9 protein-coding genes and 1 pseudogene are annotated in these 15196 nt (G+C 41.3%); 3 read left to right on the top strand and 7 right to left on the bottom strand.

The annotated features are described in order from the left end of the window. The first annotated feature begins 134 nt into the window (after positions 1-134). Positions 135-806 carry a DUF1997 domain-containing protein gene (locus HWQ58_RS20095; RefSeq protein ID WP_292866423.1) on the top strand — a complete coding sequence of 224 codons (672 nt, stop codon included), beginning with the start codon at positions 135-137 and terminating at the stop codon, positions 804-806. Between the two features lie 105 nt (positions 807-911). On the opposite strand, the gene HWQ58_RS20090 is transcribed toward HWQ58_RS20095, so the two are convergent. Beyond that, positions 912-1382, bottom strand: coding sequence for a DUF4079 domain-containing protein (locus HWQ58_RS20090; RefSeq protein WP_292866421.1), 471 nt, complete (start codon positions 1380-1382; stop codon positions 912-914). 195 nt (positions 1383-1577) lie between these two features. On the opposite strand from HWQ58_RS20090, the gene HWQ58_RS20085 reads away from it, so the two are divergent. Beyond that, entirely contained in the window at positions 1578-2861 is a 1284-nt protein-coding gene (locus HWQ58_RS20085; RefSeq protein ID WP_292866418.1) for an ankyrin repeat domain-containing protein, read from the top strand. A gap of 946 nt (positions 2862-3807) precedes the next feature. On the opposite strand, the gene HWQ58_RS20080 is transcribed toward HWQ58_RS20085, so the two are convergent. From HWQ58_RS20080 to HWQ58_RS20065, 4 genes and pseudogenes are all read right to left on the bottom strand, one after another. After that, positions 3808-5199 (bottom strand): PP2C family protein-serine/threonine phosphatase, encoded by a 1392-nt coding sequence (locus HWQ58_RS20080; RefSeq protein WP_292866416.1) that lies wholly within the window; start codon positions 5197-5199, stop codon positions 3808-3810. 924 nt (positions 5200-6123) lie between these two features. Then, positions 6124-7788 (bottom strand): signal recognition particle-docking protein FtsY, encoded by a 1665-nt coding sequence (gene ftsY / locus HWQ58_RS20075; RefSeq protein WP_292866414.1) that lies wholly within the window; start codon positions 7786-7788, stop codon positions 6124-6126. Between the two features lie 261 nt (positions 7789-8049). Beyond that, positions 8050-8691: a transcription antitermination factor NusB gene (nusB, locus tag HWQ58_RS20070; protein ID WP_292866412.1), complete on the bottom strand. Its 642-nt coding sequence runs from the start codon at positions 8689-8691 to the stop codon at positions 8050-8052. A gap of 123 nt (positions 8692-8814) precedes the next feature. Next, positions 8815-9580 (bottom strand): annotated as a pseudogene (locus HWQ58_RS20065) (DUF502 domain-containing protein). Between the two features lie 307 nt (positions 9581-9887). Here HWQ58_RS20065 and HWQ58_RS20060 point away from each other — a divergent pair. Next, positions 9888-10190 carry a hypothetical protein gene (locus HWQ58_RS20060; RefSeq protein WP_292866408.1) on the top strand — a complete coding sequence of 101 codons (303 nt, stop codon included), beginning with the start codon at positions 9888-9890 and terminating at the stop codon, positions 10188-10190. A 278-nt stretch (positions 10191-10468) separates the two neighbouring features. Here the strand turns inward: HWQ58_RS20060 and HWQ58_RS20055 are convergent, their stop codons facing one another. After that, positions 10469-10606 carry a hypothetical protein gene (locus HWQ58_RS20055; RefSeq protein WP_292866405.1) on the bottom strand — a complete coding sequence of 46 codons (138 nt, stop codon included), beginning with the start codon at positions 10604-10606 and terminating at the stop codon, positions 10469-10471. Between the two features lie 30 nt (positions 10607-10636). Then, the gene (locus HWQ58_RS20050; protein ID WP_292866402.1) at positions 10637-15094 is read right to left on the bottom strand and encodes an NACHT domain-containing protein; all 4458 of its coding nucleotides are present in this window, start codon (positions 15092-15094) and stop codon (positions 10637-10639) included. Positions 15095-15196 lie beyond the last annotated feature (102 nt).

The following is a 15196-nucleotide window of genomic DNA, read 5'->3' as shown; positions in this document are numbered from 1 at the left end:
TTATTTTAGTAATTCTATGGAGTTGATCGCAGATTAATGAGGTTTCGGTCAAAATGGGATCTGAATGCGAAATGACCCAGGTGTGTGGGGAATCATTAATATAGACTAACGCCAAAATATACAGTAATGCATTTATGCTTTCAAGAAAAGGCGAATATAAATCCTGGGAAATAACAGAAGCAGTTTTACCTGTAGCGTCCAGCCAAGAAGTTGAGGACAGATTAACAGAACCAAATGTAGCGACGCTCACAAAATTTTACGGTCGTTATCAAGATTTTATGGAAATGGCTGCTCCAGTAGAGAAGGTTGCTGAGTATCTAAATGCTCACGCCTCATGGTTTTCGCGCTGCGCTGAACCCATGAAGGTACAATCACTTGGGGAAAATGGCTATGCTTTAGTAATTGGTCGTTTTGGTTCTTTTGGTTATGAAGTAGAACCAAAAATAGGTTTGGAATTGTTGCCCCCAGAGGAGGGTATTTACCGCATCCGTACAATCCCTATTCCTGACTACCAACCGCCTGGTTATGACGTAGACTATCGTGCATCTCTACAGTTAAAAGAAACCAATGTTTCCACTAGCATTAGCAAGGTTACAAGAGTTGAATGGGAATTGGATTTGATAGTTTATCTTCACTTTCCCAAGTTTATTCAGCGATTACCCCAGTCTATAATTCAATCTACAGGCGATCGCTTACTTAACCAAATTGTCCGCCAAGTCTCCCGCCGCTTAACTCGCAAAGTTCAGGAAGATTTTCATAAATCTTTGGAAATACCGTTTCCTACTAATTCTAAACAAAAGCGGTAATTCAAGAATACAGCCAAAGAGACTCTGCCTCCGGTCAAAAGCGGAGCCAAAGACGCTCCGCCTCCAATCAAGAGTCAAAAAAAACTCTGCACTCCTAACTCCTAACTATGCTTGAGTCAGAATTTTTTGGACAATTTGCACGCCAGTAACAGCCTGCCAAGCAAAAAGTGCCAAAAGGGTGAAATTCAACAAAATGTGAGTTGCACGTGCCCAATTTGCCCCTTTTTGCATATAAGGAGACAAAGCAGCAGAAAATGCAATCAAACTTGTCATACCCAGTCCTGCTAGTAAGTGAGAACCGAAAAATAATTTGCCATTATTGATGTAAGTGACAGCCATAGCAGCGATCGCACCTGCTACCATCAAAGCTAGGAGTATAGACCCCATTTGGTAGTGTTTGACGTTATATCTACCTTTAATCAGTTGTTTCTTTTCTTCGCCCTGAGCATTTCTGGTACGCTGTACTTGCAGCCCCAAATAGGCAGCATAAATTGAGAGTGCTAATAGCGCCCACATCAGCACAGGATGAATGAAGTTCAGCCAATATTTTACCGACGTAGAAAGTTCCAGACTCATCGTGTTCTCGCCTAATCATTAAATCTTCATAAAAATTAGCATAACTCTATTTTCTGTGCTTAAATTGGCACAAATTAAAAGAGACTCACCATCCTCACCGACTATTTTCCTTCAGCCTCTTGCCAAAGTGGATAAACAATCTCAGACTAAATTTTGAGGGTAGACGAACAAAACTCCCTGTGTGGGATCTGATCCATGACTGAAAACAACGATACTTTGCTGCTTAAAGCTGCTAAAAGTGGCGATATCAAAGGTCTGTGTGCGCTATTGGCTGCTGGTGCGAGGGTGGACGCGTGTGATCGCCAAGGCACTACGGCGTTAATGTTTGCTGCTAATTTAGGCTACACCGAAATTGTGCGATCGCTTCTGGATGCTGGGGCAAATATTAACTTGCCCAGAAAACTCTATGGTTTGACAGCTTTGATGTTAGCGGCTAATGCTAAACAGCTTGACATTGTGCAACTTTTACTATCTAGAGGTGCAGATGTTAATGCCACTAATGAAGATGGCAGTACAGCTTTAATGGCAGCAGTACTCAAAGGTCATATTGATGTAGTGCGAGTTTTATTGGCTGCTGGTGCCCAAGTTAATATCGCTGATAAAGATGATGATACGGCGTTGAAACTCGCCGTTAAGCAGGGAAAAATAGAAATTATAGAAGCAATTCTCCAAACTGGTGTTGATGTCAATATCCACGATCAGGAGGGTGAGACACTCTTAACGCTAGCGGCAGACTTGGGACATCTGGAGATTGTGGAAGCACTGCTAGCAGCAGGGGCTGATGTGAATGTGAAAAACGCTGATGGTGGAACTGCCCTATTGGCAGCAGCAGCGGCTGGACACAGTGCGATCGCAGCAGCTTTACTAGATCGAGGTGCCCAGATTAATCTTCAAGATAAAGATGGTGAAACTGCCTTACACCTTGCCGTTGTGGAAGGCTACATTGATGTAATGCAAATGTTACTTAACAGGGGTGCAGATGTCGAAATTAGCAACCACCTGGGTGATACACCACTGCTTGTAGCAGCTTTGCAGGGACATAGCCAAATTGTCGAGACACTGCTAGGTTCTGGCGGAGATATAAATGGGAAAAATCTTGGTGAAGTACCTTTAACGTTGGCTGCATCACAAGGACACACGCAAACGGTGCAAGTCTTGTTAAACTATGGTGCTGATGTCAACATTCCAGGGGATGATGGCAAAACTGCTTTAATCAAGGCAACCGAACGCAAACACAAAGAGATCGTACATTTGTTGCTGGCAAAGGGGGCAGATGTAAATTTGCAAGATTCAACGAGGGCTACATCATTAATGTGGGCTGCTTCAGCAGGTTATGGCGAAATTGTGCAGTTATTACTCCAAGCTGGGGCAGATGTGAATTTGAAAAACCGGGGCGGTTATACTGCTTTGATGATTGCAGAATTTAATGGTTATAAGAATGTGGTGCAGAGTCTGCAACAAGCTGGGGCGCAAGAATAAAATAGCTATCTAAATTTTTCTTCATCTAAAATGTTTTCAGATACAGCAGATTTCAAGGAAAGTCAGGTACACAACCATTCGTCTGTTACCCAGATATAAAGGGTGTTTTACTTCTGAATTCTGAATTCTGAATTCTGCTGTATATCTTGACAAATTATTAAATGAGGGTTATTAACTTAAATACTAAAGAAGTTTAACTAATTACTAATTCGTAATGACCTCTTTATGAGACAATACGCTTGGGTTAGCGCCAAAAGCCTTAAAGTGTGTAGGTTGGGGAGCCACTGCGTTGTCCGGGAACACCTGCTTGAAGCAAGTGGCGTTTGAGGAACGAAACCCAACATTTCCGGGGCTTTGTTGGGTTGCGCTTTGCTTAACCCAACCTACAATTTTTCACAAAGCCAAGCGTATTGCTCTATGAGATGCGCTAGAAAGCGTCATTATCAATTACGAATTATTTTAAAATAACTAAGTCTAGACCTAAGAAATAAATAAAGCAAAACTCCGTCGTAGCTATTGTAAACTTGCTACGGCGGAGAAAGAAAAAATTAAAACGCCAAAAGTGAGCAGACCAAATGCTTGCGTCACAAGGATAGAAAGAAAGCAAAAATGAAGAAGTAAATTTACCTTTTACTTTTTACCTTGTACCTTTTACCTTTTACCTGCTCTCCCCCTTAGCGTTTCCTACTGTGCTAGATGTGCAAAATATATAGTTTTTAATTGAACAGAAAAGTATTCTAACGATCAATTTTTATGTATTATCCTAAAGGCTAAATACAAACAAGTCACCAAAAAAGGTTGATGTACAACTATTTGGGCGATCGCTACGGAAATCTAAAGAAAAATAAATAAAAAATTAAATTTAGTAGAATCACTGTGGTGAATCTTCTGTCACCATAATCCCAAGCATTGACTCATGACTTGACCGAGTATAAATGCCCAATGATTATAAAATTTGCAGAACAACTAGTGTCATATCATCAGTGTTTTGTTTATCAGCACCGATGAATTGCTGAACTTGGTTAAATAAGTAATCTACAATCTCCTCTGGGCCATTGCAGTATTTACAAGCAGTATTAAAGCCAGCAACAAAATTGTCTTCATCGAAGCGATCGCCACCAGCAGCAGCGGCATCAGTCAAGCCATCTGTATAATAAATAATTGTATCTCCAGGCTCTAACTGTGCCTGGGCATCTTCATATTGGCTGTTAGCATCCAAGCCGATTAGCATTCCTAAAGTATCTAAACGGGTGACAGTTTTTGTCGCTGCGTGCCACCACAAGGGAGGATTGTGTGCCGCATTGCTATAAGACAGAATTCGGCTGTGGGGGTTATATTCTGAGTAAAATAGTGTTACAAAGCGATGGGAATTTTCCAAATCCGCATACATAACTCTATTTAAGTTTTGTAAAATTCTGGCGGGGGAATTACCATGTAACACTTCTCCTCGTAGCATTCCCCGCATCATCGTCATAATCAGCCCAGCAGGGACACCTTTGCCCATGACATCTCCAATAACCAAACCCCAGCGACTAGTTTCGGTGCCACCTTTGATCTTGGGCTGAATCTTATTATGATTGGTAGCAATAAAGTCGTAGTAGTCTCCGCCAACACGATTGGCAGGTTTACAGCGTGCCGCTAGGACTGCACCAGGAACTGTAGGGCATTGACGTGGTAGAAGTCGCCGTTGAATTTCTGCGCCAATTTCTAATTCTTGGTCTAGGCGTTCTTTTTTTCTTAGTTCTACAGCTAGTTCATCGTTTTCGATCGCTACTGCTGTTTGATCTGCCACTAACCTAACTAACTTTTGCCTGGTTTCTGTCCAACTATATTCTCGATCGCGGCTCAAGACATAGAGCCATCCCCGTTCTGTATGCTTTACCAGAATTGCCGTACCAAAGATTTGCACATCTGGCCCCAAATAGCGATGCATCTGATCATCTAAAATTCCTGTGGCATTAGCTAGGGGGGCAGTATTTGGCAAAAGCGTGATTTGACTACTGGCTATTTCTAGCGCTTTGCGGATATTCTTGCGCTGGCCACTATCTTGCCAATGTAACTGTTCTAACCTGACTTGACCATTAGGTTTGTAGAGAAACAGGGCGCTACCGTCTGCATCTGTCACTCTTGTTGCCATCAGCGGAATCAGTTCCAAAAACTGATTCAAATTATTAAAACTTCTCAGGGCAAATCCTAAAGAACTTAGCAAATCTTGAATTTTGTTCTGTTCCCGGTGCAACCTTGCCACCAGTTCTTTAAGTGCCACGACTGGTGTGACATCCGTCGCGGCACTACTATTATTATCAATGGGTTGAGAGGGCAGTTGAGACACAGGCACAGGTATTATTGCACTTTATATTGGCAGATTTTAGATTACTTATAAATCTTTTGGCTTTTGGCATTGCTAAACCATATTTAGACAAGACTTGTCATTTTAGCAAGAGTATAAAGACGTAACAGGCAAATTTTATAAGTATTTTATTTGCTTATTGTATTTCTAATGGAATATTAGTAATTTCAAATCATGTATTTTTAGTCCAAACTCTACCCGTAAAAATTACTAGTTTTGCTGATATTTCAGAAAGCTTTTCATTTTTTCATAGCTTAATTACCAAAGCATATCTCTAAAGTCATAAAAATACTTTATTCAAAGAATAATTTATAACGCTTTCCGAGGGACTGTTTGGGCAGAGGAAACTAGGAGACTACAAATCTTTTGAGTGAAAACCTCTATAAGCGCTCAAATCGAGCTTTGCTTGGTAAAAAACAGACTTACACTCATTCCCAAATCTGAGAATATATAAATAAGTTCACCACTGAGACTGCTGTCCATCCCACAATATAATAATTGTATTTGTGGGGGTGAGCATCTCGATTCCCTTTTCAATTGCTGCAAGATCAAAGTCTAGGCACTTTTGTATGTCGCACTAAATACCGTACTACTACATTTAAAAAGCCTGTTTAAGACTTCAAAAATAGCATTAGCTAGAAATTTTAGCAAAAGTTACCCATTTATTGTGACAAATTCATGATTTTAGGACTTGAGCTGTTTCTAGTTAGTTCAAGTGATAATAGCAGATCAGTCATCCCTAAATTTATCAGTTTTAGGACTTACGCAAAAATCGCTAAAAAGCTTAATTTATCGAATCTCCTTCTTTGTCAGAGGCTTACGCCAACGCGCAGTGTCTCCCAGAGAAGAATCATACAGTATTGCATAAGCCCTAAGTTTGTTAAGAAAAATTTTTAACTCGAAATTTTTCAACTAACCACTCAAGAGAGCTTCGACAAACTCATAGCTCGAAAAGGGGCGTAGGTCTTCAATTCCTTCGCCAGCACCAATAAAGCGAATGGGTAAACCTAGCTGCTGCACAACGGCAAGGGCAACGCCGCCTTTAGCAGTGCCATCTAGCTTGGTTAAGACAACACCACTGAGTTGGGCAGCTTGGGAAAAAACTTCGGCTTGCCGCAGTCCATTTTGGCCTAAAGTGGCATCTAGAACCAATAGTGATTCTACCTTGGCATTTGGAGCTTTTTTATCAATAATTCGCCGGATTTTACCGAGTTCGTCCATTAAATTTTTCTTGTTTTGCAGTCGCCCAGCTGTATCTACCAGAAGTAATTCGGTTTGACGCGCTTGGGCGGCTGCGATCGCATCAAATACAACTGCTGCCGGATCTGTATTCTTTCCCGGATTAGCAATTACATCCACGCCGCTTCTACTACCCCAAACCTTCACCTGTTCCACGGCGGCGGCACGGAAGGTGTCTGCTGCCCCAATCAGGCATTTATAGCCAGATTTTTGTCCAAGATGGGCAATTTTACCAATAGTGGTGGTTTTACCGGCACCATTCACCCCAGTAATTAACCAAATATTCAAGGTTTCTTTTTCTGGGGTAAAGGTAGTTTTGTGAGAGGTTTTGCTCGGTGCATCCAGCATATCCCGAAGGATTTTTTTCAGGAAAGCGATCGCTTCTTCAGGTGCAGTAACTTCTTCTCGCAGTTTTGTCTGTAGAGCATTGATAATAAAGTCTGTCGCCTCTACACCCACATCCGCTTGCAAAAGCAATGCCTCAATTTCCGTAACAGCAGTTTGGTTTAGCGGCCCTTGACCAACGATTGCCTTTAGTTGATTGAGAATACTACGGCGAGTTTTATCTAATCCTTGCCGAAGCTTTTTCAGCCAGGTAATTTCTTCAATAGAAACGTCTTCTGCACTTCTACCTTGAGCTGCTAGAACTTTCGCTGACCAGACAAAGCCATCATCAAATACCAATCCAGGAATTTCTTCTTCTGTCTCTAAGGTTGTAGCTACTGGCTGTGCTACCTCCGGTTCTGGAACTTCAATGGCAGTGGCTATTAGTTGTTCTAGCTTTGCTTGCCGTTCTGCCGCCGCCCGTTCTAAGAAGGATGGTACTGTTGGCTGTGTTGCCTCTGGCGTAGCTAGTGGTTCGGTGGGTGTTGATTTAATTTCACTCGCCGCGAGTTCTGGGTTTTTGACATCTGGCTGTTCGGCAATTGCTGCCACTGAGGAATCTTCTGTAATTTCTTCCTCACTCGCAGCTTGGATAACTTCTGGCTGTGTAGTTTCTACAGTTGTACTAGCAGGTTCCTCAGTTGCTTCTGCTTCAGTGATTTCTGCAATGACCGTTTCTGCGGTTTCAGGTTGTATTGATGATGCTAAGGTATCTGCTGAATCAGGTGGGGTTTCTACTACCTCAACTTGCTGTTTTTGCTGAATATTTTTGTAGGCAGCTTTCGCAAATGCCAATAAGTCTGCCGTTGTGTCTGGTGCAGTTTCAGCAGTTGGTGTTGAGGTTTTGGCTGGCTCTGGTTGGGGTTCTTGTGCAGGAGGAGTTTCTTCCTGTTTCTGATCAGAGCGAGTGTTAGAGGAATCGTTATGTTGACGACGGAACCAATTAAAAACCATTGCAGCAGTATTAGTTATAAGTTATAAGTTATAAGTTATGAGTTTAATTTAACTTTGCACTTTTTCTTGGGGTGAAAACTTCCGGGTTATCCTCACCTTTCAACGCCGGTTTGAGGAGAATCGTTACAACAGAGGATTTTTTGCGTTAGCACAGCATTTACTCTTACTCCCAAAGGGAGAAGTTTCCCTTGGAGGAAGCCGCAGAAGCGGCTACAGACTTTTTTCCACAGCAGTATAGAAATTATGAATTCCGCGGCAGTACTACGCAGTTTTTTTCTGCTCAGTGACTCGGCGCAAAACACCATTAATAAACCGATGACCATCGTCTCCACTGTAGCGTTTGGCTAGCTCCACAGCTTCATTGATGGCGATACTATCTGGAACTCCTAAAAACTTCATTTCTGCCACAGCAATTTGCAAGATATCGCGGTCAATTTGGGCGAGACGAGTTACTTGCCAATCTACTAAAGCAGCAGAAATCAGTTCATCTATAATGTGTCGATTTTCGTTGACGGTAATTACAAGCTCTTTGGCATAATTCCGAACTCCCTTGTCCTGATTAGCTAACTGAATCAATACTGGGAAATCAACTGCCGTACCCAACTGATTAATTGCTGTCTGAGTGCAGGCGATCGCTTCTTGAAGCATTGTTCTGGCAGTATTGAGGTCGGAGGCCCGAGTTTGGCTACTTAAAAGGCGATCATTACTACGTTGTAGTTCACCTGCGGCATTATCGAGGGTATCTTGTACTTCTGTGGTTAGAGTGCGTACTGCACCTAGTACCAACTTGGATACTAGTTGATCGTCTTCCAATTTATCTAATTTCTTTGGGTTGACTGGCAATTGGCTGAGGCTTAAAAGCGCCAATTCACGAGCAATTTGCTGGGGTTTACGAGGTTGCATAAAACTGAGGGGTGATTGTGCGAGAACTGATTAAATAGGCAAGACAAACTTACAATCATATCAATTTTGGCACAGTTAAACAACAACATTACGCATTTGCTTGGGACTATGCCAGATTGATTATTAAGTTTCTTCAACGGGAATAACCTGCTGCTTGATTTCGTCGTGTTTCACTTCCAATGTGGACTCTTTGGAGAAAACCAAAGGCGTATTAGGTGCGACAATGCCACCTGATACAACTATTTTAAAAGCGTCTTCAATCGACATGGAGAGGTTCACCACCTCGTCTTCAGGAACGACTGCGTACCATCCGGTAGTCGGATTTGGGGTGGTGGGGATAAAAACACTTAGCACGGGGCGAGATATCTGGGTTTGGATATCACTGCTGATTGCACCAGTAACAAAAGCGATCGCCCAAATTCCTCGGCGGGGATACTCTACCAAAAATTACCCGACGAAACTTGCCATTAGAATCTTTCAGTATTGTTTCTAAAAGCTGTTTGAGAGTTTTGTATACTTGTCCTGCTAAAGGAATTGCCTGTAATAATCGCTCACCAAAATCTAACAACCACCGCCCAGCTATATTCCGAGCCATCAAGCCCATCAGTAATATACTTAGTAGTGGTACAGCTAACCCTACTAATAAATTAAGTATATTTACCAAAACTGGGTTTAACCCATCAAAGGGATTCAATTGTTTGGGAATTTGGGTGAGGAAGTTGATTACCCAATTAGCAATGGTAATTGTCAGCCAGATAGTGGTTGCTAGGGGAATTATTACCAACAAACCAGCAATCAGGTCGTTTTTTAAGTCCTGTTTTAGGCGATCGATTACCAAGCCCCGATTCTCCTGTTTTAAGCTAGAGGAACTTTTGTTATTCGTATCCATACCAGCAGATTCGTCAAATTCCGAAGGCTTTAACTTTGGCAGATTCTGCCGCAAGTAACTGTTTACAACGCTAGCAAGTTTCCTGCTGCTGGAAATCAGCTATTTTCCTATAAGCATACACATAGACATTAACCAATCCGATGGCGACTGGTTATTCTTAGAGGATGTTACTTTTCTTTATAAGACTTGTAAATGATTGTTGCAAGTTCTTAGATATTATGTGTATTAACTAATTATTTGTCACTGTTAACAGATTAATGTCACTTTTAACAAAGTATTGTCACTGTTAACAATATATTGAAATTAGATGATTAAACGACTATTGCCTGTCCCCAATCATCTCCGCGAACAACTCCCAACCCTCACGGAAGACAAAAAGCAACTCCTCCAACAGCAAACTATCACCCAAGATCCCCCAGGAACAATTCTGCGGGACTTTCAAACCATCCTAGAATTTCTCCAACCTGACGGTGTTGAAGTTAGCAGCACTTATCACCTATTCTCCCTCAAATATCTCCAGCAACTCAATTCTTGCTTGAGTTACCCGATTGAAACTAACCTCAAGCGTCCCCAACAAAAATCCTGGAAATCATCTACAATTTATCTTTGATTTGCGGGATGAATGGGAATTTGATTTACACTTAGAAAAAATTGAGCCTGCTAATACCAAAATGAAAAAGCCTAAAATTCTTGAGTTTCATGGTGAAGCACCAATACAGTATGGTGAAGAGGAAGAACTTTACTGATGCGATCGCACATAAAAGACGTGTCAGAATTGGCGATGCGATCGCTATTACTGTATTAGTGTAAAGGGATGGGTAGTGCGATCATAGAAGATTGAAGCGATCGCACATTCAAGACGTGTCAGAATTGGTGATGCGATCGCTATTACTGTATTAGTGTAAAGGGATGGGTAGTGCGATCATAGAAGATTGAAGCGATCGCACATTCAAGACGTGTCAGAATTGGTGATGCGATCGCTATTTCTGTATTAGTGTAAAGGAATTGAGTGGAGCGATCTAACAATTCTGGGTCATGGGTATTGCAGTTGCTTTTCTATTTTCCATTATCGATTGCACCTAAAGCTTTGAGCGTTGCTTTCTCTGCTTCGGTTACACCAATAACGCCCGTGATATCCATGTTTTCATAGGGTCTTTCATTGATTAGTGTTTTCAGACATTCGCTAGTTTTGACATTCCAAAACTTAATTGTGTCATCTTTGCCTGTACTTGCAAGAGTTTGACCATCATAACTAAAAGCAATTGAAGAAACTTTATCAGTGTGTCCGTGTAAAGTTTTTAAGCACTCTCCTGTGTTGATATCCCATATTTTCAGAGTTTGGTCATTACTAGCACTGGCAAGAGTTTGATCATCATAACTAAAAGCAACTGAAGAAACTTTATCAGTGTGTCCGTGTAAAGTTTTTAAGCACTCTCCTGTGCTGATCTCCCATATTTTCAAGGTATAGTCACTACTAGCACTGGCGATAGTTTTACCATCTGGACTAAAAGCAACTGAATTAACTAAGCTAGTATGTCCTTCTAATGTATTAAGACATTCACCACCAAAAACATCCCAAAGTTTCACTGTTTGGTCAAGACTACTACTAGCAAGGATTGGATTTCTTGGGCTAAAAACAACAGAAGATATTGAATTAGTATGACCTTCTAAAGTTTTGAGACGTTCTCCGTTGTAAACATTCCAAATTATGATTTTTTTGTCTGCACTTCCACTTGCAAGGATTTCACCATTTGAATTAAAGCTAACTGACCAAACCCAATTGGAATGCCCATACAAGGTAGTTAGGCATTCTCCACTGCTAACATCCCATATTTTAACAGTATCATTACTGCTATCACTGGCAAGTTTTTGACCATCTGAACTAAATACTGCTGAGGATATCGAATTGCTGCTTTTATGTAAAGTTTTTAAGCATTTGCCAGTCTCAACATCCCATAGCTTCAGACTTTGGTCAAAACTGCTACTCAAAATAAATTTACTATCTGGACTAAAAGTCACTGAACATATCCAATTACTGTAACCCTGCAAAATTTTCAAACATTCACCATTTTGGATGTCCCATAGTCTTACTGTTTGGTCATGGCTTACACTAGCAATTTGTTGACTATCTGCGTTAAAAGATACTGAGCGTACAACATCTGTATGTCCATAAAAAGTTTTTAAGCATTGACCAGTACTTACTTTCCATAGCTTTACTGTTTGGTCAATACTACCACTGATAAGCATATCGCTGTTAGGACTAAATGCAACTGAAAATACACCTTGGGTATGACCCCGGCAAGTGTTTACACATTCACCAGTTTGAAGGTTCCATATTTTTACAGTTGTATCATCACAACTACTAGCTAAAGTCTTACCATCTGGGCTAAAGGTAACTGAGTATATCTTCTTTTCATGTGCTTCTAAAACTTTAAAACATTTACCCCTCTGAATATCCCATAGTCTGATCGTTCGATCATCACCACTACTAGCAAGAACATTACCGTCTGGGCTGAAAGCAACTGACCATATCCAACTCGTATGACCTTTTAAAGTTTTAAGGCATTCGCCAGTAATAACATCCCAGAGTTTTATTGTTTGATTAACACCACTAGTAGCAACAATTCTTCCATTTGGACTAAAAGCAACTGAGTAATTAAACTCCTGAAAAATTTGCAGACATTCACCAGTGCTGATATTCCATAATCTAATTGTCATATCATCACTGCCACTAGCAAAGGTTTTACCCTCTGGACTGAATGTAATTGAACGTACCCAATCAGTGTGACCTTTAAAGGTCAAGATTTCATTTCCACTAGTAGCTTCCCACAAACGAACAAAGCCATTACTATCACCAGTTGCTAACAAGTTTCCATCTGGACTAAATGTTACTGACAAAACACTGCCTAAAACTTTAGCAAAGAATGATTCTGCTAAATTTGCTGTAGTAAAATTCACACCTCGTAAACTATCATTAGAAAAATCAGCCCTCTTGATCACTGCATACGATAAATCTTTCCCATCTAACACCGCTTTATCTAACTTTACGGACAGAGTCGCTGCATTTCCACCCACATAGCCCACCTCATCTTCGCTTTTACCTCGTGTTGCCTCAATTACAGAAACAAGAGACAAAGACTCACTATTACCTAACATCGGCAAAAGTAAATCCATAACTGTTTTCGTAAGTGGTGCTTTGCCAAAAGTTTTCCTCAGCTTATCCAAAGACTCACTTCTAAATTCCCTGAGTGGTGCGTTCCCCAAAGGGGTTGCCGCAGGCATCGCCTCACTACTCCCTTGACGCGAAAAATAACCAGACCAAGTATAATCAATAGGCGTAGCACTGCCATCCAAACATGACTGTGCTTGAGATAATTCCGTAAAATCGCTAGCCAATGTCCCCAACTCTGCGGTAAATTTATACGCCACAAAAAACTCTAACAACGATCTATGCGCTGGAGTATAGTCACCATCAGCATTGCGGACAAGCATCGTCTGCGCCATCATGTCATAATGCCAGTGGTCTAAATCCTTCTCTTCTTGAACACTAGAACCAAATAAGCGGCGAATGCGTTCTGGAAACAGCCGATAATTCAGGCTCATCTGGTCATTAGACAGCATTTCCCAAGAAAGTTCGCACAAGAAGTACAGTTTGTCTGCCAACGAAGTAAAAGTACGTTCTGCCTTAATATCGCGTTCCATCTTGCGCCGCACTGCATATAAATAAACCCGTGACATATCCACAGGTTTACCCGCTTCAATATCTGGCAATGCTTCCAAAATTAAGTCAGTCATTACTGGACGACGGGCTAAGTCTAATAATTGCGGATTGCCCATTACTTGTTCAACTGTCGCTGCTTGGGCTTGGTATGACAACACCTGCCGAATTTGCTCATCGTTGAATTTCTCCAATTCCAAGACTTCAAATTGCGGTGTTTCGCCAGTTAATTTTTTAGTAGATGCTTGCAGTTCTGCATTTAGTAAAGCACGTCCTTCCTTCGCCTCTGGAAAATGCTCAGTACGACAGGTGAGGATAACTTTAGCACCAGGAACTACCACCTTTGCCAATTCCCAGAAGTTATTAATCATCTGTTGACGGTCAACTTTTGCTGCCATTTCATCAAAGCCATCGAAAATAAGCAGCAATTTACCCATGCGATTGAGTTGGTCAAAAACTTCGCTGTTGATGCGGATATTGTGTTGCGTAAAAAAGAAACCTGCTAAAACATTCTCCACATTTAGCGCCCTCGCAAAGTCACGCAACGTAATTACTAAAGGAAGGCGGGGACGTTCAATACCACGTTTTTGGGCATCGCGGTAACGTTGCAGCGCAGTCCAAGCATAGTGAAAGACAAACCAAGTTTTACCTGTGCCAAATTCTCCCAGAATGGAAATATGCTCTTTTGCAGGGTCATCAAGCCATAAGTCGATATATCCATCAATCCATCCGTCTTCTTGTTCATATCGGCTCACCCCAATTCGCCGCTTGGTAATTGGGTCAATTTCTTCTTTTGTACAAGCAAGTGGTACATACTTAGTATCAATTTTTCGACGTTTGATTTCCGCTTCTAACCAGTCGAGATACCCACTAAAGTCAGCATCCAGGTCAATCAGTTCGTCAAAAGTGAAACAATCAAGGCGATGATTTTCTTCCTTCTTGACTTCATCCCTTGCAGCACGGGAAATACGGCGAGTAGTTACTAACCATCCTTCATCAGTTTTTTGTTCATTAACTGAGGAACGCAATGCCATCACATCACTCAGTCCAATTTCTCCAGCAACACCACGTATAAGAATGCGGTCATAGCTGCGACGTACTGGAATGTGAATTATCCATTCAAAATATTCCTCTGCCCAGATTTGATATTTTTCAAAGTCATAGCCCAAGGTTTCAAACCATCCTCGCATCTGCTGGGCAAGTGCGATCGCTCTACATTGGTTTTCAGTTACATTTCCTGGTAATGCAGGATAATTCTCTACTGCTAATCGTGCTATTTCTGTGCGAATTCCCTCCAGCGTCGGCAATCTTTCCAGTTGTTCTTGGATACTCGCAATCCTTTTATGTAGAGAACCAATTTTCTGGTTCAGCAATACATCAGCAGGTGTGCGAGTGCGTTTAGCAACTTCGATAAATACCGTCGCAAATTCAGCTACTTCTCGCCTAACATCAAGTTCCAAACTTCTGATATCATCACCCAAGGTATAGGCATCTAGAAAAGTATCAACCTCAGAAAGCAGAATTGAGGGGTTATTGTGGTCTAATGCTGTGCGAAAAGCTTGTTTAATTGCTTCTTGTCGTAATAATTCCAGCAATGGTTTTGGTTTGCCAACACCGTATTCTACTAAGGCGTAGGCATAAACACCACTAAAATCAGCAGGTGGATGCTCTGGATCTAGGTTAAATTGCTGGAGTAACTTAATTACAGTCTCTGATCGCAGAATTTTTTCTTTAATCAAAGGATTGGCGATGCTAGTAATTGCGCTGAAGACCAAATCCAGGTTAATGAAGCTCATTATGATACTCCGAAAGCACAGAGCTATCTTGCTAACTAAGGGTTAATTACTATTAGAAATGATCTAGTACCAAAAAATGTTTTATTTTATACTTTCTCAATC

The organism is Nostoc sp. LPT, from assembly GCF_017115165.1.
In the GTDB taxonomy this organism is placed as follows: domain Bacteria; phylum Cyanobacteriota; class Cyanobacteriia; order Cyanobacteriales; family Nostocaceae; genus Nostoc.
The sequence above is the reverse complement of the archived record's forward strand: the minus strand, read 5'-3'. Positions and strand labels throughout refer to the sequence as shown.